The following is a 23,328-nucleotide window of genomic DNA, read 5'->3' as shown; positions in this document are numbered from 1 at the left end:
CAGGTGGTGGGATTCATGTCGCTGGAGAACGGCCTTATCCTTGCCGCCGCCGGCGCCAAAGGCATGCCCCTTGTGGTCGAGATCAGCATCGCGTTTTCGCTGTTGATCGCCTTGATCGTCATCGGCGTTTTTCTGCTCCGCATTCGCGAGCGCTTCGACACAGTTGACATCCATGTTCTCGACCGCTCCCGCGGCGAACAGCCAGGAGACGCGTCATGACCGTGTCCGGCAACTTGGCTTTGGCCGCGGTGCTGCTCATTCCGGCGATCGCCGCAGCGGTCCTGGCACTCATCTCCTCCTACCGGCTGGGAGCGGCGATCAACGTGGTGGCCACCGCGCTGACGCTTGCCGCAGCCTCGCTGCTGGTGATCAGCCCGACCACGGCGTCGCTCTATTTCAACGTCGACGACTTCAATATTTTCCTGATCATTCTCAATACTTTCGTCGCCTTTACGACCAGCGTCTTCAGCGCCAGCTACATCGGCCACGAACTGGCGAGCGGCCGGTTGACCGCAGGTTACCTCCGCTTCTACCACGCCATGTATCAGGTACTGATGCTGGCGATGAACTTGGCGCTGCTCGCCAACAATATTGGTCTGATGTGGGTGGCGATCGAACTGGCGACACTGACGACGGTGATGATGGTCGGTATCTATCGCACCCCGGCAGCGCTGGAAGCGGCCTGGAAGTATTTTATCCTCGGCAGTGTCGGGATTGCTCTGGCACTGTTCGGCACGATCCTGATCTACCTTGCCGCCCGTCCCTCCGTGGGCCAGGGGTTCGATGCCATGGCCTGGACCATGCTTCTGGCGCACGCGCCATCCTTCGATCCGGCGCTGCTCAACCTCGCCTTCATCTTCCTGCTGCTTGGCTACGGCACCAAGGTGGGGCTGGCGCCGCTGCATGCCTGGCTACCGGACGCCCACGCCGAAGGTCCAACGCCCATTTCAGCGGTGCTATCGGGGCTGCTGCTCAACGTCGCCCTCTACGCCCTGCTGCGCTTCAAGATCCTCTTGACCGCCAACGCGGCCGCGCTGGCCCCGGGGGCCNTGATGATCGGCATGGGGCTGGTCTCGCTGACATTTGCCGCCCTGATGCTCTACCAGCGGCGCGACATCAAACGGATGTTTGCCTACTCCTCCATTGAGCACATGGGCATCATCACCTTCGCCTTCGGCCTCGGCGGGCCGATCGCCAGCTTCGCCGGCCTCTTTCACATGACGATGCACAGCCTGACCAAGTCGGCGATCTTCTTTGCCGTCGGCCATATCAGTCAGGCGAAGGGGACACAGCAACTGGCCGATATCCGTGGTTTGAGCGAGAGTCACCCGGTGCTTGCCTGGGGCCTCATTCTCGGCGTCATCGCTATTGCCGGGATGCCCNCCTTCGGCATCTTCATGAGCGAGTTTCTTGTCATCACCTCCACCTTCGCCCGGGAGCCCCTGCTCGCCATTCCACTGGTCAGCGGTCTTCTGATCGGCATCGGCGCACTCGTCCTGCGCATGCAGGGGCTGGCCTTCGGCCCCACCACCGGACCCAGCGCACCGGTGCATGCCTCCTATTTGCCGTTGTTCGTTCACTTGGCGATCGTGCTCGCCGCCGGCGTGTTTCTGCCAAATGCGGTGGTCGCCTGGTTCCGGGCTGTGGCGGCGATGATCGGCTGAGCGAGAGGAACGCCCGCATGCACGCATTCGCCACCATCCTCGGCGACGACAAAGCCGTCTTGCAGCCGGACCATCGTCCCTGGCCGCGTTATCAGGTGGACGAAGCCGCCTGGATCCGGGCGGCGCATGCCATGCGCAATGGCGTCTGTACGCTGGTGGGCTATTGGGGCGAGGCGAAGCAGGTTCACTTGGCGCTTGCCACTGCGTCCTACGACGCACTGTGCGTCCTCAGCCTCGCCTGCCCCGAAGGTCACTTCCCGTCGATCGCCCTGGTGCACCTGCCTGCTGCCCGCCTGGAGCGGACGATCGCCGACCTCTTCCATCTGCGTGCCCGCGGAGCGGCCGACCTCCGGCCCTGGCTCGATCATGGGCGCTGGGCAGCGGGCGTAGGCGCCGCGCCGGCTGGCAGCGCCTACGCCTTTCTACCGGTGGAAGGCGAAAGCCTGCATCAGATTCCGGTGGGGCCGGTGCATGCGGGGATTATCGAGCCTGGTCACTTCCGCTTTACCGCCTGCGGCGAGACGGTCGTTCGCCTGGAGGAACGGCTGGGCTACGTGCACAAAGGCATCGAACGCTTGATGGCCGGCGCATCGCTGGCCAAGGCGGCGCGCTTGGCCGGCCGCATTTCCGGCGACAGCACCGTGGCCTACGCCATCGCCTTTGCCGGTGCCATCGAAGCGGCAACGGCAACCCGGGTACCGCCGCGCGCCCAATGGCTACGTGGACTGATGGCGGAACTGGAGCGTATTGCCAATCACCTGGGCGACATCGGCGCCATCTGCAACGACGCCGCATTTTCGGTCATGCTTGCCCACTGTGGCTTGTTGCGCGAACAGGTGCTGCGTGCTGCCGAGGCATGCTTCGGCCACCGGTTGATGATGGACCGTGTGGTGCCTGGCGGCGTGGCCACCGATCTCACCGACGCTGGAGCCGTGCACATCGAAGCCCTGATCGGCGAAATTCGCCGTTGCCTGCCGCCATTGATCAGCCTCTATGACAACGCCGCGTCGCTGCAGGATCGTACCGTCGGCACCGGCTTTCTCCGTCCCGAGCTGGCCACACGCTTTGGCTGTGGCGGTGTCGTCGGTCGCGCCTCCGGCCGGGCAATCGACGTGCGCCGCCGCCCGAGCTACCCGCCCTATGACCAGTTGGCGTTCGATGTACCGGTGCTGATGCAAGGCGACGTCAACGCCCGCGTCTGGATTCGCATCCGCGAAGTGGAATGCAGCCTGGCACTGATGACACAGATGCTGCGACGGCTGCCGGCGGGGCCGCTGGCGACGACGATTGCCGCGGGGGATAATGCCGGCTCACCGCAGGAGGGTATGGCGCTGGTGGAAGGGTTCCGTGGCGACATCCTGGTCTGGGTGCGGCTGAACCCGGACGGCAGCATCGATCGTTGCCATCCCCGCGATCCCTCCTGGTTCCAATGGCCGCTGCTTGAAACGGTCATCGACGGCAACATCGTCGCTGACTTCCCCCTGTGCAATAAATCCTTCAACTGTTCCTACTCCGGCCACGATCTGTAAGCGCATGCGTAACCCCTTTTTCTCAACCTCTTTCGCCCGTCGCTGACCGAACCGGCACCACAGCCGGATGATGCGGCGCTCATCGAGCTGGGACAGCGGCTGGACGCCGCGGCGCGCCGCCGGCTGGGGCGCAGCCTCGCCATTCGCGAGGTGGATGCCGGCTCCTGCAATGGCTGCGAGCTCGAAATCCACGCGCTCAACAACATCGTCTACGACCTGGAGCGCTTCGGTCTTCGCTTCGTCGCCTCGCCGCGCCATGCGGATGTCCTGCTCGTCACCGGACCGGTGACGGTGAACATGCGCGAAGCGTTGCAGCGGACTTACGATGCGACACCCGCACCGAAGTGGGTTGTCGCCGTCGGCGACTGCGCTCTTGACGGTGGCGTGTTCGCCGGCAGCTATGCGGTGGTGGGCGGCGTGGCCAAGGTGGTACCCGTCGACCTGCACATTCCCGGCTGTCCACCGACGCCGCAACAGCTGCTTTCGGGGCTACTGGCACTTCTGCAGACCACGAGCTGACAGACGCCCGGCTGACCGCGCGGCGCGGCGTAACAGAACAACTTTTCCCTTCCTGGACAAAGAAGTTGAGGCGAGCCCGCATGCCCCCGGCACGCTGGCGGCGCGGATGCTTTTTACTCGCGGGTAGAATTGATTGCGGGCACACTTCATAGCCGAGCCGCAGACGGCCGCCGCCAGCGTCCCTACCGTCGGAGATGGTCGCCGCGACTGCGTCCTTTGCCGTGGAGGCACCGATGGAATCTCCTGTTAGCCGCCAAGCCTACGTGGAAAGCCTGAACGCGGTACAGCACTGGATGCACACCGAACTCTTGACCTTCGGTACGTTCATCCAATGCCTGATCATCATCACGGTAAGTATCGCTGCGATGATGATCGCCCCCGCGGTCAGTGGCTGGGTCCGGACCTGGCATCGGCGGGTGGACAGCGAGACGCGGATCGGACAGACGACGAACGCCTTCCTGCGTCGGCTCTCCTTGTTGCTCATGCCGCTGAGCGTACCGGTACTGGCGTTGCCGCCGCTGTGGATTGCGCATGCGGTGGCGCAAGCAGCTGGCTGGCAACACCAGACGCTTCGACTGGCGGTCAGCCTGCTCGCCGCCTGGATCGTGATCAGACTGACCTCGAACTTGGTTCGCGACCGCTTCTGGGCGCGGGCGATCGCCGTCCTCGCCTGGATCGTCGCCGCCCTCAACATTTTCGGCGTGCTTGGCAGCACATTTACCTTCCTCGCCAGCGTCGGGATCACCTTCGGTGGCCTGCGCATCTCACCGATCGCTGTGTTTACCGGACTGCTGTGGCTGGCGATCCTGCTCTGGCTCGCCACCTGGATCGCGCGGATGCTGGAGAGCCGCGTCCTCGCCAAGTCAGGCATCCCGCCGTCGCTGCAGGTGCTGTTTGCCCGCATCGTCAAGGTGATGTTGATTGTCGCCGCCGTTTTCATCGCGCTTGGGACCATCGGCATCGACCTTACCGCCTTCGCCGTTTTCACCGGTGCGTGCGCTGGCGTCGGCATCGGCTTCGGCCTGCAGGCGATTTTCAACAACTTCATCGCCGGCCTGATCCTGCTGTCGGAAAAGAGCCTCAAGGTAGGCGATTTCGTCGACCTGGAGCGCGATCACCTGGCGGGAACCGTCCGCCATATCAATATTCGCAACACCATCATCACCACCCCCGACAACATCGATGTGGCGGTGCCCAATTCCGAGTTCGTCAACGGCCGGTTCACCAACTGGACGATGCTTGATGCACACGCGCGCATCCACGTGCCCTTTGGCGTTGCCTACGGCACCGAAAGCGAACTGCTTCGCCGGGTGGTGTTCGAAGCGGTCGAAGGAGTCAAATTCACTCTGAAAGGCGTGGAGGGACGCGATCCCCAGTTGTGGCTGGTGCGCTTCGGCGAAAGTCGGCTCGAACTGGAACTGGTGGTCTGGTTGACCAGCGAAGGCATCCATCGACCCGCAGGTGCACGCGCCGCCTATGCCTGGGCCATCTACGATGCATTGCGCGCGGCTGGCATCGCCATCCCCTTCCCGCAACGTGAGGTGCACCTGCACGGCGTGGCTGTCAGGACGACCGGCGCACCGCCGGCTTAACGCCTCTCTGACCACAGTGCGAAAACCCGGACTGGTCAAGCCGCGTCCGTCTGGAACTTCACATCACTCTGCTTCAACACTTCGCTTCGACGTTCAAGATATTCAGCGTTTTCAATTAGTTAATAGATCTTGGCGACCCTCTCCCTCTTGGCACGATTTCTGCTTGTTTAAAGCAAACAGGAGCGATATTACGTCATTCCTCATGAGATCTTGGCTAATCTGGGACGACAACTAAATAAATAGAGAGGAACGTCATGTCTAATACCATAGCGGCTGAAGGACAATCCGCAAAAAGAAGAAACTATACAACAGCCTGTATTTCCAAGTTATTTGCGCCATAAGTATCGGCGTGCTTCTCGGACACTTCTACCCGCAGATAGGCGCGCAGATGAAGCCTCTTGGTGATGCATTCATCAGGCTGATCAAAATGCTGATCGCTCCGATCATCTTTTTCACAGTTGTGCATGGCATTGCCAGCATGAAAGATATGAAAAAGGTCGGTCGCGTCGGTCTGAAAGCATTACTTTATTTCGAAGTATTGACCACCCTGGCGCTCGTTGTCGGCCTCATCGTTGTCAATGTCCTGCAGCCGGGCCACGGCATGAACGTCGATCCCAGCACTCTCGACACTAAGGCGGTCGCCAGCTTCACCGCCAAGGCGTCGGAGATGAGCACCATCGACTTTTTCATGCACATCATTCCCACCACTGTCGTCGGTGCCTTTGCCGAAGGCGAAATCCTGCAGGTGCTGCTATTTTCCGTTCTCTTTGCGGTAGCGCTGCAGCTTCTTGGCGAACGTGGCGAAGCGGTGCTCCACTTCATCGAGACCTCTGCCCAGGTGATGTTCGGTATCGTCGGCATCGTCATGCGCCTCGCGCCGATTGGTGCATTCGGCGCCATGGCGTTCACCATCGGCAAGTATGGCGTGGGCACGTTGCTGTCACTTGGCTCGCTGATGGCCAGCTTCTACATCACCTGTCTGATTTTCGTCTTCCTCGTGCTCGGGACGATCGCCCGGCTGTGCGGCTTCAGCATCTTCAAGTTCGTTCGCTACATCAAGGAAGAGCTGTTGATCGTCCTTGGCACCTCATCGTCCGAGTCCGTGCTGCCGCGCATGATGGCGAAGATGGAAAACCTGGGCGTCGAGAAGTCTGTCTCCGGCCTTGTCATTCCTACCGGCTATTCCTTTAACCTCGACGGCACCTGCATTTACCTGACGATGGCGGCGATCTTTCTTGCCCAGGCAACCAACACCGACCTCTCGCTGGCGCAGCAGCTGGGCATCATCGCCATCCTGTTGCTGACCTCTAAGGGAGCCGCCGGCGTGACCGGTTCCGGCTTTATCGTCCTCGCGTCGACCCTTGCCGCCGTCGGTCATATTCCGGTTGCCAGCATCGCGCTGATCCTAGGTGTCGACCGGTTCATGTCCGAAGCTCGGGCGCTGACCAACCTCGTCGGCAACGGTGTCGCCACGGTCGTCGTCGCCAAATGGGAAAAGTCTCTCGATACCAAGCGGATGCAGCGGATCCTCAACAAGGAGACGGCTTCGGAAGCCGACGATCCGGAAGCGGTGCTCATCTCCGGGAAAGCTGCCTGACGGCAGCCTGTCCCTGCCGCCGGGTCACCTCCTCCCTGCCCGGCGGCAGGGACGTTTTTTCGATCCTGAATGCGGCCACCCCGGGCGCACCCGCTGCGGTGCGCCCTCGCTGTCCGGGACAACGCAAACACCAGTGAACTTTACCGTACCAGTCGGGAAAAACGCATCATGATCGGCCATGCCAATCGATGCTATGGCGCCGGGAAAGCTGTCGCGGTAGGTTTATTCCAGTCCCCGACTTGGGTAATCCCAACCCTCGATCCACCACTGATGGACACGGCTGTTTCCCCACCGCTCACTTTGCGACGACGGCTTGTACTTGGCTCGCCGCCTCAATGCTGCTGCTTGTTGCCGTGGTCATCGCCGGCCATTTGGCCGAGCGTATTCAACTCGAACGGTTGCACGAGGAGGACCGGGTCCGGGTCGAACGCTATGCGGAGATCCTTTCCGGCGAGCTCTCCCGATACCACTACCTGCCGCGCATCGTCGGCCTCAATCCGGCGGTAACGGGGCTGCTTCGCGATGGAAGCAATCCGCAGCAGGTGGACAAGGTCAATCGCTACCTCAGCGAGATCAATCGGGAAGCAGGGTCGGAGGCGCTTTATCTGGTGGATTCCNGCGGCATCGTCCTCGCCGCCAGCAACTGGAACGATGCCGTCAGCTTTGTCGGCATCGATCTTTCCTACCGGCCCTACGTCAATGATGCCTTTCGCTATGGGATCGGTGAATTTTACGGCGTCGGAACCAGCAGTGGCGAGCCGGGCTACTATTTCGCCCGTGCCATCGATGTCGATGGCAGCCGCCTGGGCGGGGTCGTGGTCAAGGTTGCGCTCGACCGCGTCGAGAACCCCTGGGGTCCGGGCGCCGATCCCGCCATGATCGTCGACGAATATGGCGTGGTCATTCTGACTTCGGTTCCCGCTTGGCGCTATCGAACCCTCGCCACCCTTACGCCCGATGAACTGAAAACAGTTCAGGCAACGCGGAAGTACGCCAACGTCGAGCTGCATCCCCTCGGACTGCGCATCGAAAGCCCGATCACCAGCGGCTTCAGCGTCGTCTCCCTTCCAGATGAGGACGGCGCCGGTGAACGGGCCCGCTATATCGCGCAGCAGGCCAACCTTGGTCACTCTGGCTGGCGGATCATGGTGCTGACGCCTGCCACCAGCGTGGATCTGCTCACCGAAGCGACGCAGATGGTGGTGGCGCTGACGCTCGGATCGCTGTTCCTGCTTTCGCTTTATCTCTCGGCGCGACGACGGGCGGTCCGGCTGGGCCTTGCCGCCAAGGCAGCGCTCGAGCAGGCCAACGCCGATCTCGAACGTAAGGTGGCCGAGCGCACCCGCGACCTGGTTGGCGCCAACGAACGGTTGCGGCAGGAGGTCGGCGAGCGCGAGCGGGCGGAAAAAGTCCTGCGCGAGGCACAGGAAGGCCTTATCCATGCCGGCAAGCTCGCGGTGATCGGTCAGATGGCGGCCGGCATGACGCACGAGCTGAACCAGCCGGTAGCGGCGCTGCGAACGCTCGCGGACAACACCGCGCTGCTCCTCGAACGTAACCGCCCCGACGCGGTGCGCGCCAATCTCAAGATGATCGAGCACATCGTCGGCCGGATGGCGAAAATTACCAGTCAGCTGAAGGCGTTCGCCCGCAAGACCGAGGGGCGTGCCGAGCCGGTGCGCGTTGGTCATTGTCTCGATCATGCCATCGCCCTGGTCGAGACCAAACTCGCGAAGATGGAGATCGAGGTGATGCGCGAGCAGAACGAGCCGCCGCTGCTGGCCCTGTGCGACCCAGGACGCCTCGAACAGGTCCTGGNNGTCAACCTGCTCGGCAACGCTGCCGACGCGCTGGCAAACAGGCGTGACGGTCGGATCGATATCCGTGTCAGCCGCATTGCCAATCCCGAGGACGAAGGGTCACGCGTGGCGATCACTGTGGCCGACAACGGGCCCGGTATTACCGACGATGTGCTGCCGCGTCTATTTGAGCCTTTCTTCACCACCAAGAGCGCCGGCGTCGGTCTTGGCCTGGGACTGACGATCTCGGAGGGACTGGTCCGCCAGTTCGGTGGTGAGTTGCGCGGCGGCAATCGCCCCGAAGGTGGCGCGGAGTTTATCGTCGAGCTGCCGAGCGCCGCAGACGAGANNCCACTGCAGCCGGTCTGGCGAGCGCCTTCCATGCCTGAGGAGCGCATGTGCGAAGACATCCGGGTCATCCTGGTGGAGGATGACCCGGCCGTTCGCTTTGGTGCGGCGCAGGCGCTGGAACTGGCCGGACTTGCCGTGGAGACCTTCGATGCGGCAGATGCGTTGCGTCCACATCTGCACCCGCATCTGCCGGCGGTGATCGTCACCGACGTGCGGATGAAAGGCATGAATGGCCTGCAACTGCTCGACCATGTGATCGCCATCGACGCCGATCTGCCGGTGATCGTGATAACCGGGCATGGCGACATCTCCATGGCGGTGGATGCCATGCGCCGCGGCGCCTACGACTTTCTGGAGAAGCCATTTGCCTCGGAGCAATTGGTAGGCACGGTACAACGGGCCCTGGAGAAGCGCCGTCTCACCTTTGAGATCCAGAACCTTCGCCGCAAACTGGAGGACCGCGAAGGAATCGAGCAGATTCTGATCGGCGAATCATCGGTGATGGAACAGCTGCGCCGAACGATCCTTGCTCTTGGCAAAGCTGCGCCAGACGTCCTCATCTTCGGCGAGACCGGAACCGGCAAGGAACTGGTCGCCCAGTGCCTGCACCAGTTCTCCTCGCGGCGGAAGCACCACATGGTGGCGCTCAACTGCGGTGCGCTGCCGGAAACGATGATCGAAACCGAACTTTTCGGCCACGAGGCAGGCGCCTTCACCGGGGCGCTGAAAAAGCGCATCGGCAAGATCGAATACGCTGCCGGCGGCACCGTCTTTCTCGACGAGATCGAATCGATGCCGCTGTTGATGCAGGTCAAGATGCTACGGGCGATCCAGGAGCGGTCGGTGGAACGCCTGGGATCGAACGAGCCGATCGCCGTCGACGTACGTTTCGTTGCCGCGACCAAGATCGACCTGAAGGAGCTGAGCGACGAAGGCAAGTTCCGCGCCGATCTCTACTACCGCCTGAACGTCGTCCATCTCGATCTGCCGCCCTTACGCGAGCGGCGCGAAGACATTCCGGTGCTGTTCGAGCATTTCGTCCTGCAGGCGGCGAGCCGCTATCGGTGTGAGGCGCCGTTGGCGTCTCCGGCATTGATGCACGCCTTGATGGGGCACACCTGGCCCGGCAACATCCGCGAACTGCGTAATATCGCCGATCGGTTCGTCCTCTNNGGTGTGCTGGGCACTGTGTTCGGCATCGAGACGCGGCCGAATGCGGCCCTCTCGTCGAAGAGCCTGGCCGATCAGGTGGACGACTTCGAGCGAACACTGATCCTGGAACAGCTGCGGCGGGATCGCGGCAACGTCGCCGTGTCGAGCGAAGCGCTGACACTTCCGAAGAAAACTCTCTACGACAAAATCAAGAAATACAACATCGCCCTCGAGGACCTGCGCTGACCCCTCCCCATGCCGCTGGCCGCATCATGTCGCTGGTTGGGGCATTGCGGAGAGCGTTGACAAGCGCGGCGGCGGCTGTTGAAACACCCGAGTGAGCATGAAGTGGGGAGCTTACGCCATACGCGAGGCTAGGCTATGGCGTTCGGCTGGAGGGTAATCAATCCGCAATGTCGCGTGTTGGAGAACTGCTTGCCGCAGCCGCCCAAGCGAGGGGCAATGGTGCACCGGCCGAGGCGGCCAGCCTGTTGGCCGAGGCGCTTACCTTGCACCAGGAAACCAAAGAGCCGGTGCCCAAGGTGGCCTATTACGAGCTCGGCCTCATCCTCTATGAGCTGAAGCGATATGCCGATGCGGAAACTTGGCTTCGCATCGCCGCTGCCAAGCGACCCAAGGATTTTGCCACCGCCAATCTGATGGGCGTGGTCATGCGCCGGCTCGCACGCTTTCCCGAGGCGCTCAAATGGCTCGAGCAGGCGCAGAAGCTCGACCCGCGCGCCGTCTCCNCCTTCGTCAACAAGGCAAACGTCTACATCGCCCTGGGCGACGGGCCGCGCGCCAAGGAGGCGCTGCGGCGGGCCGTCCGCCAGGAACCGAAAGTCGCCGAACATCACCGGATGCTGGGCGTCGCCCACCGCCTCATCGGCGACATCGAGGGCGCAAAGCAGAAGTTCCAGGTGGCGCTGTCGCTGGACGCCCGCAACATGCAGGCATGGATCGACCTGGCCGGCGCGCTGCAGGAGCTGCAACAGGGCGAGGAGTGTCTCGCCGTTCTCGAAGAAGCGCTGAAGACGCTGGGCGAGCCGCGGCAACTGGTGGAAGCGAAGATCAAGGTACTACGCTCGTTGGGGCGGACGGCCGAGGCCGAAACCTGGACCACTGCCCTCCTGGAGCGTTACCCCGAAGCCGGCTGGCTGCACTACCAACTCGGGCGGTCCGTTGCCCCTCGCGATCGCGATCGCGCCAACCGGCACTTCCGCGATGCGGTCCACTTCAGTTCAGAAGCGGCGATGCTCACCGAACTGGCCGACAGTCTCGATCGCACCCGCGGCCCGGCGGAAGCCGCCAACATCCAGGAGGGCTATGAGGTCGCGAAGCGGCGTCTCGATCTCGGGGGCGATGTGGCCGCGGAAGCGAAGGTGCTGCACAACATCTTCTTTCGCGTTGCTGACTACGAGGCCGCCGGGCGCTTCGGCTCCTTCGCGGCGATGGGGCGCCGCTATATCGCCCAGAATGAGATAGCCGGTCTGCACTATCTTCTCGGCCATGCCCGCACCACCGAGGACCGGCTGTTGCTGGTGGATCTGCACCGCGCCTGGGGCCAGCGGGTCGATGCCCGCGCCACCAAGTCGCCGATCCGTCACGCCCCGGCGATCGTCGGCCGGGCGAAGATCNGCATCGGCTTCGTATCATCGGATCTGCGTCACCACCCGGTGAGCTATTTCACCCTGCCATTGCTGGAAGGCTACGATCGCTCGCGCTTTGAGGTCTATTGCTACTCCTGGTTCACTCGCGTTGAAGACAGCGTGCAGAAGCACATTACCCGGATTGTCGACGCCTTCCGGCTGCGCCCCAATATCGGCGCCCGCGACGCAGCACAGTTGATCGCCGACGATCAGGTGGACGTGCTGTTCGAACTCGGCGGCTCCACCGACATGAACAAGCTGGAAGTCATGTCGTGGCGACCATCGCCGCGCCAGGCCAGCTGGCTGGGATACCCACATTCCGCCGGCCTTGAGAGCATCGACCGGATCCTCGTCGATCGGTTTCTCAAGCCGCCGATCCCGGGCCTGTTGATCGAGAAACCCTTCGAGCTTGCACACAGCTGGGTCACCCTCGGCCGACTCGGTTTCGACGATCGCGAGGCGATTACCCCCGGCACCCCGGAGGAACGCACCGGCCACCTCACCTTCGGCACCGCGAATGCCTGCTACAAATACAATCTGGAGCTGCTGCAGACGTGGGCGGAGATCCTCCGCCGCGTCGACGGCTCGCGCTTCGTCTTCCTTCGTCCGGAGGGTGCGGTACCGGCGTTTGTCGCCAACATTCGCCAGCATTTCGAAGACGCCGGCGTCGCCGGAGAGCGGATCGAGTTCATCGCCGTTCGTGGCACCCACATGCGTCACTACAACGACATCGACATTGCTCTCGATACGTTTCCGCACGTGGGCGGCACCACCACCTGCGAGAGCCTGATGGCGGTGCCCACCATCACCGTCGCCGGTGAGGCCTTCTATGAACGGATGAGCTACTCCAACCTGAATAACGCCGGCCTCGGTGACCTCTGCGCCACCAACCGTGACGGCTATATCGACATTGCCGTGGCGCTGGCCGGCGACGGGCAACGGCGGACAGAACTGCGGCGAACGATGCGTGAGCGGCTGCGTGCCCACCCCATAGGCCGCGCCGACATTTTCGTTGCCGATTTTCAGGACGCGATCGTCCGCTGGATGGATGAACAGGGGAGCCGATGAAGGCAGTCATTCTCGCCGGCGGCCGCGGCACCCGGCTGGCTGAAGAATCGGCGGTGCGTCCGAAGCCGATGGTGGAGATTGGCGGCCGGCCGATCCTCTGGCACATCATGAAGATCTATGCTGCGTATGGCATCCACGACTTCATCATCTGCCTCGGCTACAAGGGCCTACAAATCAAGGAGTATTTCGTCAACTATCGCCTGTATGCGGCGAACGTCAGCATCGATCTGGCCGGTGGCATCGTCGAATTCGAACGCTCCACCGCTGAGCCGTGGCGGGTAACGCTGGTGGATACCGGCGAGGAGACGCAGACAGGCGGTCGCCTCAAACGCATTGCTGCCCGTGTTGCAGGCGATGAGGCCTTTGCATGACCTACGGTGATGGCGTCGCCGACGTTAACGTCACCGACCTGCTCGCCTTTCACCACGGGCACGGCCGTCTGGCGACAGTTACCGCGGTGCGTCCGCCTGGCCGCTTCGGTGCCCTCGACCGCGACGGCATCAACGTGCGCGCGTTCATGGAGAAGCCGCGCGGCGATGGTGGCACGATCAACGGTGGTTTCTTCGTCCTGTCGCCGGCGTGCCTCGACCGCATCGACGATGATGCGACAGTCTGGGAGCAGAAACCGCTGGAAAGCCTCGCGGCCGACGGCGAGCTGACCGCCTTCGATCACGACGGTTTCTGGCAGCCGATGGATACCCTGCGCGACCGTGACCACCTGGAGCGACTGTGGGCAAGCGGCCATGCGCCATGGAAGGTGTGGTGATGCGCTGCCCCGATCCCGGCTTCTGGCGGGGGCGCCGCGTGTTGGTCACCGGCCATACCGGCTTCAAGGGCAGTTGGCTCTCGCTGATGCTCACCCAGCTCGGCGCCACCGTGATCGGCATCGCCCTCCCGCCGGAAGGCGAGCACAACCTGTTCAGCCTCCTCGCCGGCTCACTGCGCCTTGACCACTGGCTCGCCGACATCTGCGATGCGGGTGATTTCGCCGCGATGGTCGCCGACAGCAACGCGTCAGTCGTGATGCATCTCGCGGCGCAGGCGCTGGTGCAGCGCGGCTATCGCGATCCGGTCGGCACCTATGCCGTCAACCTCACCGGCACCATCCACCTGCTGCAGGCCTTGCGCCGGCTGCAGGGGATCGAAGCAGCGCTGATCATCACCACCGACAAGGTCTATCGCAACGACGGCAGCGGCCGCCGTTTCGTCGAGACCGATCCGCTTGGCGGCGAAGATCCCTATAGCACCTCGAAGGCGGCGGCCGACCTGGCAGTGGGCAACTGGCGAGCGTCATTCGCGACCGAGCTGCCGTCACTGGCGACCGCTCGCGCCGGCAACGTTCTCGGTGGTGGCGACTTCGCCGAGGCGCGGCTGATCCCGGACATGGTCCGTGCTGCCGCATCGTCTCAGCCTCTGGTCATCCGCAACCCGCAGGCAACGCGGCCCTGGCAGCATGTGGGCGACGTCCTCACCGGCTATCTGCTTTACGTCGAAGACCTGATCGGCCGGCCGACGCAAACACCGCGCGCCCTAAATTTCGGCCCGGAGGCGCAGCGCGAACCGTCGGTGGTCGAGGTGCTGGATGCTTTCAGCGCTGTCTTCGGGGCGTCCATCCCCTGCTCGCATGCTCCCGACCCCAGCCGGCCGGAGGCGCAGCGCCTGACCCTGGATTCCACCATGGCCCGCACGGCGCTGCAGTGGCAACCGCGCTACGATCTCGGCCAAACCCTCGCCTCCTCCGCCCGCTGGTACGCGGCCTGGCGGCGTGGCGAGGACATGGCACGGCTAACCGCGATGGAAGCGGCGGACTTTTGCCAATGACCGCCCACCACCCTGACGCCGCCCACCCCATCACCGCTCGTGCCATCGACGCCTGTCGCCATTGTGGCGGCGCGCTCGCCATCCCTTTCTGCGACCTGGGAACGACACCGCTCGCCAATTCATTCCTGCTGCCGGACGCAACGGCACCCGAGCCGGTGTTCCCGCTCAACGCCGTCGTCTGCGAACGCTGCTTTCTCGTCCAGCTCGATCACATCGCCGACGCCAGCGCCATCTTTGCCGACTACGCCTACTTCTCTTCCTTCTCTACCTCCTGGCTGACGCATTGTCAGCGTTACGCCGCCGCCGTCATGCAGCGCTTCGGCCTCGGCAAGCGCAGCTTCGTCGTCGAAGTTGCCGCGAACGATGGCTACCTGCTGCAATACTTCCTTGCCGCGGGCATTCCCTGCCTTGGGGTCGAGCCGGCGGCCAACGTTGCCGCTGCAGCACGTGCCCGCGGCGTGCCGACGCGCGAAGCCTTCTTCGGGCTTACGACAGCGGGCGCAATCGTCGACGAAAGCGGCCATGCCGACTTGGTCATCGCCAACAACGTCTTGGCCCACGTCCCCGACATCAACGACTTCGCCGCCGGTCTGGCGACGCTGGCCGGACCCAAGGGAGTGGTTTCGATCGAGGCGCCGCATCTGCTCGCCATGGTGGACGGCATCCAGTTCGACACCATCTATCACGAGCACTATGCCTACTGGTCGCTGCACGCCATGACGGCGGTGTTGGCACGGGCCGGACTCACGGTGTTCGACGTCGAAATGCTGCCGACCCATGGCGGCAGCCTGCGGGTGCTCGCCACCGCCGACGGCACCAACCGCGGCACCTCGGCCGGTCTTAGCGCCGTCCGTCAACGCGAAACCGACGTGGGAATCGACCGCGCCGATTACTATGCCGGCTTCCAGCCGCAGGCGCGCCGGGTGATCGATGGCTTCGCTGCCTGGCTCGCCCAGGGGCGAACGCGGGGGCGAACAGAGGGCCGTCGCGTCGCCGGCTACGGAGCCGCTGCCAAGGGCAACACCTTTCTCAACGCCGCCGGCGTCGGTGCGAGGGACCTCATCGCCGTCGCCGACCTCAGCCCCGCCAAGCAGGGCAAGCTGCTGCCGGGCAGCCGCATTCCGGTGATCGCACCCGAAGGGTTGGCGCAGCTTGCACCGGACGACGTACTGATCCTGCCGTGGAACCTGGCGGACGAGATCACCGATACGCTTGCGGCGCTCCTATCCGCAAGCACCAGGCTCTGGGTCGCGGTGCCGGAGATGCGGCAGTTGAGCGGACGGACGTGAACTTCGAGGCAACCCCGATCGAGGGCTTGTGCGTTCTCCGAGCAACGCAACATGCCGACGAACGCGGCCATTTCGCCCGGCTGTGGGACGAGACGGAGTTCACTGACGCCGGTCTCGGCTTCCGACCGACGCAGATCAGCACGTCCTTCAACCGGCAGCGAGGAACCCTGCGCGGGATGCACTGGCAGGTGGCACCGCACGCCGAGACGAAGCTGGTCCGCCCGGTCCGCGGCCGCATCTTCGATGTTGCTGTCGATCTGCGCCGCCAATCGCGCCACTGGGGGCATGGTTCGGGGTCGAACTCGACGCCAGCGAGGGCACCGGCCTGTTCATCCCAGCGGAGTTCGCGCACGGATTTCTGACGCTCACCGACGATGCCGAGGTTCTCTACCTGATCGACACCCCGCATCAGCCTGAGGCAGCGCGCGGTGCCCGCTGGGATGATCCCGCACTCGGCATCGCCTGGCCATTCGATCCCGAGATCGTCGCCGCCCGCGATCGTCAATGGCCATTGCTGCGCCGGCCGGAGGGGTGACGATGAGCAACCGGGTGGTCCTGGTCACCGGTGCCAGCGGTTTCCTTGGGCGGCAGACGCTGGCACCACTTGCCGCCCACGGCTTCATCGTGCATGCGGCCAGCCGCCGCCCAGTGGCAATGGCGGGCGTCACTTGGCATGCGCTCGACCTGTTCGCGGAGACGCCGCGGCGGGCTCTGCTCAGCCAGCTGCGGCCAACGCATCTGCTGCACTGCGCTTGGACGGTGGAGCATGGCCGCTTCTGGACCGCGCCGGAGAACGCCGACTGGGTGGCGCTAAGCCTTTGCCTGGCGCGCGAAGCGGCCAACACCGGCGTCAGCCGCTTCGTTGGCGTCGGTAGCTGCGCCGAATATGACTGGCAGGACCATCCGGACCACCCACGCACCGAAGCCGACCCGCTGCGGCCAGCGACGCCCTACGGCTTTGCCAAGCACGCGACACGTACGTTGAGCGAACTGATGCTGGCGGCAGCCGGCGTGTCCTTCGCCTGGGCACGGATGTTTCACCTCTACGGGCCGGGCGAGCCGGAGCAGAAGTTCCATGCGGCCCTCTGCCGCGCCCTTGACCGCGGCGAGCGGTTTATCCTCCGTCACGGTCAATTGATCCGTGACCTGATCCGCATCGACGCTGCCGCTGACGCACTGGCTGCCCTCGTCGCCGCCGAGACGGTCAGCGGTGCGGTAAATATCGGCACCGGCCGTGGCATCGCGCTGGCCGACCACGCGCGATCATTGGCCACCCCTCGTGGACTCGACCACCTCCTCGAGGTGCGCAGCGAGCCCGCACCAGGCGAGCCGCCCAGCATGGTGGCCGACATTCGCCGACTCTGCCACGAGGTGGGATGGCAGCGCGGCGAACTATATGCGTGATCGATCGGCGGATCGGATCAACACCGGTTACCAGTAGCACGCAGCGCCACCGCGGCGGCCTTGGCCTGACCGGCCTCCGGAGCCCATGCCCGAACCGCCACCGCGGCCACCCTGCGCACCCATGGCCCATTGCGGACGCAAGCTGTCGTCGCGCAACTGGATAGTTGCACCTCCTACCGTCAGCGACTTCGCCACGTAGGCGTCCTTCGGCATGGCGTCGGTGCGGAAAGCTTCGAAGGTGATGTCTTGGCCGGGCGACAAGCGATCAACAGTCTGATTGAGCGCCGACTTTGGACCGAGGTGCAGATTGATGATCTGCCCGTCCTTCGCTTGCACCATCAGGTGCACGCCCTCGGCGGAGCGTCCGGTGGTCCGTTCGCAGGGAGCGATTTTTATCTCCTTGATGGTCCCCGCCATCACCGCGATCGGTGGCTTTACCGGTTGTTGCGCCACACCGGTCGGCTCGCCCATGCCTTTTTGTGCCATCGCCGGGACCGTGAAGCACACGGTTGAAAGGAGGGCGATGAACACTCCAAACCTCAAATAGCTCCTGCGCATTTCCGCCTCCATTTGCGAACTGCCGTACATCCGCGGGATGCACCCTGTCCGCAGCGCTTCGGCAGACGTTTGACGCCATCGATGCCTTGGCTGCGTTGCCGCAATCGGCGTCTATTCAACCCGGAACGCGGCGTGGCAGCCGCGGCATTGGCTCGTGATACCCTGCAGCGCCGCCATTGTCTTTTGCCAGTCGGCCGCCGTTGGCGGCGTAGGCACTGCCTCGGCCGTCACCGCGAAATCGGCGGCCGCCCGATGCATCCCAAGCCCCATCTCGCGGAACTCGATGGGAAGATAGCGGCCAAACCCGGCGCCCGAGCCTTGCACAAGTTGCTCGCGCGCGACCTTCGCCGCTGCCTTGAAGTCGGCGCCGGCGAGTTGCCCCATCACCTCGTCAAGCGAATCCATGTGATGGCGCATGTGAGCAAGGAAGGCACCACGCATATCCGATGGCAGCGTGATTACTTGCCGCGGATCCGCATCCTCGGCGGTCGCGGTCGCCGTGATCACGATCAGGACCAGCACCAATAGCGGATATCTTGGCATGCCTGCCTCCTGCAAAGCCGATGTTTGGCGTCGGCGAAGCGCCACGCGGCCGCCTTCGGGTCAGGCCCCCTTGCTGATCGGACAGGTGCGAATACCGAGCAGCCGATAGGCGGGGCACCAGCCGATGAGGGCGGTGACGATCGGAATCACCCCGATCCAGCCCCACGGCGTCTGCGGGCCAACGAAANNAACAAGGGCGACGAGTATCACCCCGACGACGATGCGAAGGACGCGATCAACCGTCCCCATGTTCTTGCCCATATTGCCACCCCTTTCCGGATACGTGGTTAGCAGGGTCCAGATTCGTGACTCGGTCGGGCGCCTTCGTCCCTGACCATCTTGCAAACACTTTTCTCGCCAATGCGTGGCCCGCCAGGCCAAAAACGGTGCGCCGCCGGCCTTACCCTCAATAGAGCGATCGAAGGCCGGACCAGCGACGCCGCCGCCGAAGCTCTCAGACGCGCAGACGGTATTCGCTGATCGTCTCGTCAACCCAATCGCGCATGAGGGCCAGGAACTGATCGGCCGAGGCGCAGGGTGCGCGATCGAAACCATAGGCCTGCAAGAATGCTTCCTTGGCTTCGTGGAAGCGATATTCCGGTTCTCCTGCCTGAGCCCGCAACAGGTTGGCCAGCTCGCTCTCCTCATTAAACAAGGCCTTGAGCGAGGCGTGATCCATGGGCAACTGCCGCAACTGGTCAGCCAGATCGAAGAGTGCCTTCTGGCTTGCCTCGAGTCGTGGATCGTCAACATTACCCTGCGCCATCTCCGCGCGCGTCGGCGGCCGTTTCGATCTCGGCGATCAATGCGGATTTCCACTCTTGCAGTTTCATTGCCTTTCCTCCTTCGCGGCGAGTCCGGTGCGGCCACCCGATCAGGCATCGGCGGCAAATCATCTCCAGATCTTTAATCGGTCCGCACTCTTGCTCTCGCACTATTAAACTGGTACACCAAATACCTGTTTATGGCAACAGGAGACTGTAACGCCTTGCGATTAACCCAATTCTCGAATATCGCCATCCGGGTTCTAATGTACGCTGCGCTGCGTGGGTCAGCGCCGAGCGCGGTTCCCGATATGGCCAGGGCTTACGCCACCTCCTACGATCACATGAAGAAAGCAGCGGCCGAACTTGCTCGCCTCGGCTATCTGCACAGTGTGCGCGGTCGTACCGGTGGAATCCTGGCGNCGAAGCCGCCGGAGCAGATCAGGATCGGCGAGGTCATTCGCCAGACGGAAGGACGCATCGTCCTCGTCGAGTGCTTCGATCCGTCGACCAACACGTGTCCACTGGTCGACACTTGCCAACTGCAGATTGCTTTGACGGAGGCAATGGCCGCCTTTCTTGCCGTGCTGGACCGCTACACGCTGGCAGATCTGCTTCGTCAACCCAGCCAGATGGCGTCCCTGCTCGGTATCGCTGACGGTGAGGTCCGCCTGCCTGCGGAGCGGATGTCATCCTGTGCCGATGCCGCCGCGGCCGAACGCAACATCGCCCCGGTAGGGCGCCGGGGCGATGCGTAACTTCTCGTCCGGAAGAGGGACGGCGTTGGCGTGCCTCAGAGGACGCGCATGTAGGCGACGAGATCTTTCTTTTCGTCGGCGGTGAGCTTGGTGCCAAGGACGAGGTTGAAGAATTCAACGGTGTCTTCCAGCGTCAGCAGCCGGCCATCGTGCAGGTACGGCGGCTCCTTGATCCCGCGCAACGGGAAGGTCTTGATCGGCCCATCCATCGAAGCCATGCGGCCATTGATCATCTGCGGCTTGAAGAACCGTTCGGTCTGCAGGTTGTGCATCGAGTTGTCGGTGAAGTACGGCGCCGTGTGGCAGGCAACGCACTGGCCCTTGCCATTGAACACTGCCTCGCCGTTCAGCTCCGCCTTCGTCGCCTTTGCCGGATCGAGCTTGCCGAAGACGTCGAGCTTCGGTGCCGGCGGGAAGTCGAGCAGTGCCTCGAACTCGGCCATGAAGTGGACCTGGCTGCCACGCTCAAGGATGTTGACCCCCTTCTTGGTGGCGATCACCGGATCACCATCGAAATAAGCCGCGCGCTGCTCGAATTCGGTGAAATCCTCCACCGTCTTCAACGCCCGCTGCGAGCCGAACAACCGCTGGATGTTCACGCCGCGCAGCGAAGGGGTGTCGATTCGGTGGCGGAATTCCTGCGGCCGGATGTACCCGACCAGGTGTGTCGCCGCGTTGGTATGACCATTGACGTGGCAGTCGAAGCAGGTGACGCCGCGGCTGGGCAACGCCGAGCGGCGATCTTCCGTCTGATTGAATTGCTGCTGCGGGAACGGCGTGACCAGCAGCCGCACCCCTTCGATCTGCTTCGGGTTGAGGAGCCCATTGAACAGCGACCTGATGCCGGCACTCTCGCTGACGGCAACCCATCATCTGGCCACGGACGTGGCGGTGCGGCCCTTCAGTGCCCGGGATGCGCGTCGCAACATCGGACTTGTCTGGCGTCGCAGTTCATCGCGTCTTGCCGAGATGCAGCACCTTGCCAGCTTCATCCGCCAGCACCTCCCGGCCAACGTGACCGCCATCGAGGAGCCGGTGGATTCCAGGGCATGCTATTGAGCTTCGATCACGCTACGGCGTTCAAGGAACCGGCTGCACCGCGGACCACAGTCAGGCGGCTGCTCAGAAGGCGCGCTCGATGCAGAAGTCGACTACCTCAAGCAGGATCCGCTTGATCGGCGAGTCGGGGAAACAATCGAGGGCACGCGCCGCCTGTTGCCCGAACGCCTTCGCCCGGTCGGTGGCCTCGGTGAGCGCATCATGGGCGGTCAGCAGCGCCACTGCCTCATCGAGGTCGCGTTCCTCCTGCTCCAGATCTTCGATTGTGCGACGCCAGAAGGCGCGTTCTGTCGCGTCAGCGCGGGCAACCGCCAGCACCACCGGCAGGGTCATCTTGCCTTCGCGGAAGTCGTCACCAATCGTCTTGCCGAGCGTCGCCTGCCGCGCCGAGTAGTCGAGCACATCGTCCACCAGTTGAAAGGCGATGCCGAGGCTCATGCCATACTCTTCGAGCGCATCGCTTTCCGCCCGCGGCCGCCCAGCGACGACGCCGCCAATGCGACACGCCGCAGCAAACAACTCCGCCGTCTTCGCCCGGATCACGTCGAGATAGGCAGCCTCGCCCGTCGCCAGGTCGTTCGAGGTCAGCAGCTGGCGCACCTCGCCCTCGGCGATGGTCGAAGACGCCCGGGAGAGAATCGCCAGCACCTCCAGCGAGCCGTCTTCCACCATCAACTCGAAGGCGCGGCTGAACAGAAAGTCGCCGACGAGGACGCTCGGCTTGTTGCCCCAGACCGTGTTCGCCGACGCCAGTCCGCGGCGGAGTGCCGAATCGTCGACCACGTCATCGTGCAACAGGGTGGCGGTATGAATGAATTCGACACAGGTGGCGAGCCCCAGATGCCGCCTGCCCTCGTAGCCACACAAGCGGGCAGCCGCGAGCGTCAGCATCGGCCGCAGCCGCTTGCCGCCGGCCGCGACCACATGCCCCGCGAGCTGAGGAATCAACGCCACCGGGCTCTGCATTCGCTGCAGAATCAGTTCGTTGACCTCACGCAGATCGTCCGCGACGAGTGCGATCAGGCCATCCAGCGATGCCCCGCTCTCGGCCCGCCCGTCCACGCCAACGGCAACGCCCACCCAGGGGTCCTCCTTTAATTGCGCTATTGCTTGACGCCCACCAACCGAGCAGCGAGCATAAAGACGCGTTTTTTGTTCGGTCAAGCCCACAACGAGCCCTTATGACCCTCAGCCCATCGCGCGAGCCCACCGGCGCCATGGTTGAACTGATCCGTACAACCGATCCCGTCCTCTTGTCATGGCTAGAGATGACTTTTCGTCAACGCGGCATCAAGTTTGTTGTGTTCGATGCCTACACCAGCACCGTTTATGGTGGTGCATTGGACGCTATCCCGCGCCGGGTTGTAGTCTGCGAGGAGGATCTGCCGGCAGCCCTGTCGGCGCTGGCCGAGGCAGGTGATGCCAATGCCTGACGAAACCACCCAGGACAAGTTGCTTGGCGGCCGGGTACAGTTGACGCAGCCGGCCGCCGGCTTTCGCACCAGCATCGACCCCATCTTCCTCGCCGCCGCTGTTCCGGCGGCCGCGGGCGAGAAGGTGCTGGAGGTCGGTTGCGGCTCCGGCGCCGCTTCCTTGTGTCTGGCCGCACGCGTCGAAGGCGCCTTCGTTACCGGTCTCGACAGCGACCGGGCTCTGGTCCGCCTCGCCGGCGTCAACGCCGACAGCAACGGCTTCGCCGGTCGGGTGCAGTTCTTCGTCGGCGACCTGTTGGCTCCGCCGATCCGCCTCGCCGCAGCCTCCTTCGACCACGTGATGGCAAATCCACCCTTCCGCCCGGCGNGACACCGGGCAGGCTTCCCCGATCCCGGCCGTGCCGCAGCGATGGTCGAGGGCAAGGCAGGGCTGGAAGACTGGCTGCGCTTTAGCCTGATGATGACCCGCCACACCGGCACCATCACCTTCATCTACGCCGCCGACCGTCTCGACGCCCTCCTGGCTTCCCTTTATGGGCGTGTTGGCGGCATCACCATTTTCCCGCTCTGGCCCACCCCCGGGCGGACAAAACCGGCGAAGCGCGTTCTCGTTATCGGCCGCCGTGGCGCCAAGGGACCGCTGACACTGATGCCCGGGCTGGTGCTGCATCGCCCGGACGGCAGCTATACCGAGGACGCCGAAGGCGTACTGCGTCACGGCAAGGCAATCGATTGGTAGGCCATCCCTTGTGAAAGCAGAAGAGGTCCAGGTGACGACG

At 63.7% G+C, this 23,328-nt stretch carries 22 protein-coding genes and 1 pseudogene; 17 read left to right on the top strand and 6 right to left on the bottom strand.

The features are described 5' to 3' along the window. The first annotated feature begins 215 nt into the window (after window positions 1-215). The 13 genes and pseudogenes from HQ394_RS18305 (at window position 216) to HQ394_RS18250 (ending at window position 17,434) form a co-directional block, all read left to right on the top strand. Window positions 216-1,664, top strand: a complete 1,449-nt coding sequence (locus tag HQ394_RS18305) for a hydrogenase 4 subunit F (RefSeq protein ID WP_190261390.1) — start codon at window positions 216-218, stop codon at window positions 1,662-1,664. A 17-nt stretch (window positions 1,665-1,681) separates the two neighbouring features. After that, entirely contained in the window at window positions 1,682-3,193 is a 1,512-nt protein-coding gene (locus tag HQ394_RS18300; protein WP_190261389.1) for a hydrogenase large subunit, read from the top strand. Window positions 3,194-3,343: 150 nt separating this feature from the next. Continuing rightward, on the top strand, window positions 3,344-3,712 hold the full coding sequence (locus HQ394_RS18295; RefSeq protein WP_456151459.1) for an NADH-quinone oxidoreductase subunit B family protein: 369 nt from the start codon (window positions 3,344-3,346) through the stop codon (window positions 3,710-3,712). A 233-nt stretch (window positions 3,713-3,945) separates the two neighbouring features. Next, window positions 3,946-5,304, top strand: a complete 1,359-nt coding sequence (locus HQ394_RS18290) for a mechanosensitive ion channel family protein (RefSeq protein WP_190261388.1) — start codon at window positions 3,946-3,948, stop codon at window positions 5,302-5,304. Between the two features lie 283 nt (window positions 5,305-5,587). Beyond that, entirely contained in the window at window positions 5,588-6,901 is a 1,314-nt protein-coding gene (locus HQ394_RS18285) for a dicarboxylate/amino acid:cation symporter (protein ID WP_190263401.1), read from the top strand. A 188-nt stretch (window positions 6,902-7,089) separates the two neighbouring features. After that, on the top strand, window positions 7,090-10,449 hold the full coding sequence (locus HQ394_RS20880; protein WP_456151458.1) for a sigma 54-interacting transcriptional regulator: 3,360 nt from the start codon (window positions 7,090-7,092) through the stop codon (window positions 10,447-10,449). 167 nt (window positions 10,450-10,616) lie between these two features. Continuing rightward, a complete protein-coding gene (locus HQ394_RS18275) occupies window positions 10,617-12,920 on the top strand; it encodes an O-linked N-acetylglucosamine transferase, SPINDLY family protein (protein WP_190261386.1) in 2,304 nt (767 codons plus the stop codon). Next, the gene (locus HQ394_RS20875; RefSeq protein ID WP_317628965.1) at window positions 12,917-13,291 is read left to right on the top strand and encodes a sugar phosphate nucleotidyltransferase; all 375 of its coding nucleotides are present in this window, start codon (window positions 12,917-12,919) and stop codon (window positions 13,289-13,291) included. The genes HQ394_RS18275 and HQ394_RS20875 overlap by 4 nt, the downstream gene beginning before the upstream one ends. After that, window positions 13,288-13,686 (top strand): glycosyltransferase family protein, encoded by a 399-nt coding sequence (locus tag HQ394_RS20870; protein WP_317628964.1) that lies wholly within the window; start codon window positions 13,288-13,290, stop codon window positions 13,684-13,686. The genes HQ394_RS20875 and HQ394_RS20870 overlap by 4 nt, the downstream gene beginning before the upstream one ends. Continuing rightward, window positions 13,686-14,741: a CDP-glucose 4,6-dehydratase gene (rfbG, locus tag HQ394_RS18265; RefSeq protein ID WP_223292135.1), complete on the top strand. Its 1,056-nt coding sequence runs from the start codon at window positions 13,686-13,688 to the stop codon at window positions 14,739-14,741. Before HQ394_RS20870 ends, rfbG begins: the two co-directional genes overlap by 1 nt. Continuing rightward, window positions 14,738-16,030, top strand: a complete 1,293-nt coding sequence (locus tag HQ394_RS18260; RefSeq protein WP_190261384.1) for a class I SAM-dependent methyltransferase — start codon at window positions 14,738-14,740, stop codon at window positions 16,028-16,030. Before rfbG ends, HQ394_RS18260 begins: the two co-directional genes overlap by 4 nt. Next, a pseudogene (locus HQ394_RS21380) lies at window positions 15,922-16,565 on the top strand (dTDP-4-dehydrorhamnose 3,5-epimerase family protein). The gene HQ394_RS18260 and the pseudogene HQ394_RS21380 overlap by 109 nt, the downstream one beginning before the upstream one ends. A gap of 2 nt (window positions 16,566-16,567) precedes the next feature. Then, window positions 16,568-17,434, top strand: a complete 867-nt coding sequence (locus tag HQ394_RS18250) for an NAD-dependent epimerase/dehydratase family protein (RefSeq protein ID WP_190261383.1) — start codon at window positions 16,568-16,570, stop codon at window positions 17,432-17,434. A gap of 27 nt (window positions 17,435-17,461) precedes the next feature. Here HQ394_RS18250 and HQ394_RS18245 read toward each other — a convergent pair whose 3' ends face one another. The 4 genes from HQ394_RS18245 to HQ394_RS18230 form a co-directional block, all read right to left on the bottom strand. After that, window positions 17,462-17,905, bottom strand: a complete 444-nt coding sequence (locus HQ394_RS18245; protein WP_223291711.1) for a hypothetical protein — start codon at window positions 17,903-17,905, stop codon at window positions 17,462-17,464. Window positions 17,906-18,103: 198 nt separating this feature from the next. Continuing rightward, window positions 18,104-18,535, bottom strand: a complete 432-nt coding sequence (locus HQ394_RS18240) for a hypothetical protein (RefSeq protein ID WP_223291710.1) — start codon at window positions 18,533-18,535, stop codon at window positions 18,104-18,106. Between the two features lie 60 nt (window positions 18,536-18,595). Then, window positions 18,596-18,784 carry a YgaP family membrane protein gene (locus HQ394_RS18235; protein WP_456151647.1) on the bottom strand — a complete coding sequence of 63 codons (189 nt, stop codon included), beginning with the start codon at window positions 18,782-18,784 and terminating at the stop codon, window positions 18,596-18,598. 205 nt (window positions 18,785-18,989) lie between these two features. Then, window positions 18,990-19,301, bottom strand: coding sequence for a hypothetical protein (locus HQ394_RS18230; protein ID WP_190261379.1), 312 nt, complete (start codon window positions 19,299-19,301; stop codon window positions 18,990-18,992). A gap of 198 nt (window positions 19,302-19,499) precedes the next feature. On the opposite strand from HQ394_RS18230, the gene HQ394_RS18225 reads away from it, so the two are divergent. After that, complete coding sequence (locus HQ394_RS18225) at window positions 19,500-20,057, top strand: Rrf2 family transcriptional regulator (RefSeq protein WP_223291709.1); 558 nt, start codon at window positions 19,500-19,502, stop codon at window positions 20,055-20,057. 35 nt (window positions 20,058-20,092) lie between these two features. On the opposite strand, the gene HQ394_RS18220 is transcribed toward HQ394_RS18225, so the two are convergent. Beyond that, a complete protein-coding gene (locus tag HQ394_RS18220; protein ID WP_223291708.1) occupies window positions 20,093-20,851 on the bottom strand; it encodes a hypothetical protein in 759 nt (252 codons plus the stop codon). A gap of 31 nt (window positions 20,852-20,882) precedes the next feature. On the opposite strand from HQ394_RS18220, the gene HQ394_RS18215 reads away from it, so the two are divergent. After that, complete coding sequence (locus HQ394_RS18215) at window positions 20,883-21,116, top strand: type 2 periplasmic-binding domain-containing protein (protein WP_190261377.1); 234 nt, start codon at window positions 20,883-20,885, stop codon at window positions 21,114-21,116. 63 nt (window positions 21,117-21,179) lie between these two features. Here the strand turns inward: HQ394_RS18215 and HQ394_RS18210 are convergent, their stop codons facing one another. Next, window positions 21,180-22,196 carry a polyprenyl synthetase family protein gene (locus HQ394_RS18210; protein WP_223291707.1) on the bottom strand — a complete coding sequence of 339 codons (1,017 nt, stop codon included), beginning with the start codon at window positions 22,194-22,196 and terminating at the stop codon, window positions 21,180-21,182. Window positions 22,197-22,333: 137 nt separating this feature from the next. On the opposite strand from HQ394_RS18210, the gene HQ394_RS18205 reads away from it, so the two are divergent. Continuing rightward, window positions 22,334-22,549, top strand: coding sequence for a putative signal transducing protein (locus HQ394_RS18205; RefSeq protein WP_190261376.1), 216 nt, complete (start codon window positions 22,334-22,336; stop codon window positions 22,547-22,549). After that, window positions 22,536-23,288, top strand: a complete 753-nt coding sequence (locus tag HQ394_RS18200; protein ID WP_190261375.1) for a tRNA1(Val) (adenine(37)-N6)-methyltransferase — start codon at window positions 22,536-22,538, stop codon at window positions 23,286-23,288. Before HQ394_RS18205 ends, HQ394_RS18200 begins: the two co-directional genes overlap by 14 nt. Window positions 23,289-23,328: the final 40 nt, after the last annotated feature.

This window comes from Defluviicoccus vanus, from assembly GCF_014672695.1.
Lineage (GTDB): Bacteria > Pseudomonadota > Alphaproteobacteria > Rhodospirillales > Defluviicoccaceae > Defluviicoccus > Defluviicoccus vanus.
The sequence above is the reverse complement of the archived record's forward strand: the minus strand, read 5'-3'. Positions and strand labels throughout refer to the sequence as shown.

Bases quoted from the DNA above. Each gene is read 5' to 3' on its own strand.
- HQ394_RS18230 (WP_190261379.1), bottom strand. From the start codon at position 19,301: ATGGCGCAGGGTAATGTTGACGATCCACGACTCGAGGCAAGCCAGAAG.
- HQ394_RS18290 (WP_190261388.1), top strand. From the start codon at position 3,946: ATGGAATCTCCTGTTAGCCGCCAAGCCTACGTGGAAAGCCTGAACGCG.
- HQ394_RS18260 (WP_190261384.1), top strand. From the start codon at position 14,738: ATGACCGCCCACCACCCTGACGCCGCCCACCCCATCACCGCTCGTGCC.
- rfbG (WP_223292135.1), top strand. From the start codon at position 13,686: ATGCGCTGCCCCGATCCCGGCTTCTGGCGGGGGCGCCGCGTGTTGGTC.
- HQ394_RS20870 (WP_317628964.1), top strand. From the start codon at position 13,288: ATGACCTACGGTGATGGCGTCGCCGACGTTAACGTCACCGACCTGCTC.
- HQ394_RS18250 (WP_190261383.1), top strand. From the start codon at position 16,568: ATGAGCAACCGGGTGGTCCTGGTCACCGGTGCCAGCGGTTTCCTTGGG.
- HQ394_RS18205 (WP_190261376.1), top strand. From the start codon at position 22,334: ATGGTTGAACTGATCCGTACAACCGATCCCGTCCTCTTGTCATGGCTA.
- HQ394_RS18300 (WP_190261389.1), top strand. From the start codon at position 1,682: ATGCACGCATTCGCCACCATCCTCGGCGACGACAAAGCCGTCTTGCAG.
- HQ394_RS18240 (WP_223291710.1), bottom strand. From the start codon at position 18,535: ATGCCAAGATATCCGCTATTGGTGCTGGTCCTGATCGTGATCACGGCG.
- HQ394_RS18245 (WP_223291711.1), bottom strand. From the start codon at position 17,905: ATGGGCGAGCCGACCGGTGTGGCGCAACAACCGGTAAAGCCACCGATC.
- HQ394_RS20875 (WP_317628965.1), top strand. From the start codon at position 12,917: ATGAAGGCAGTCATTCTCGCCGGCGGCCGCGGCACCCGGCTGGCTGAA.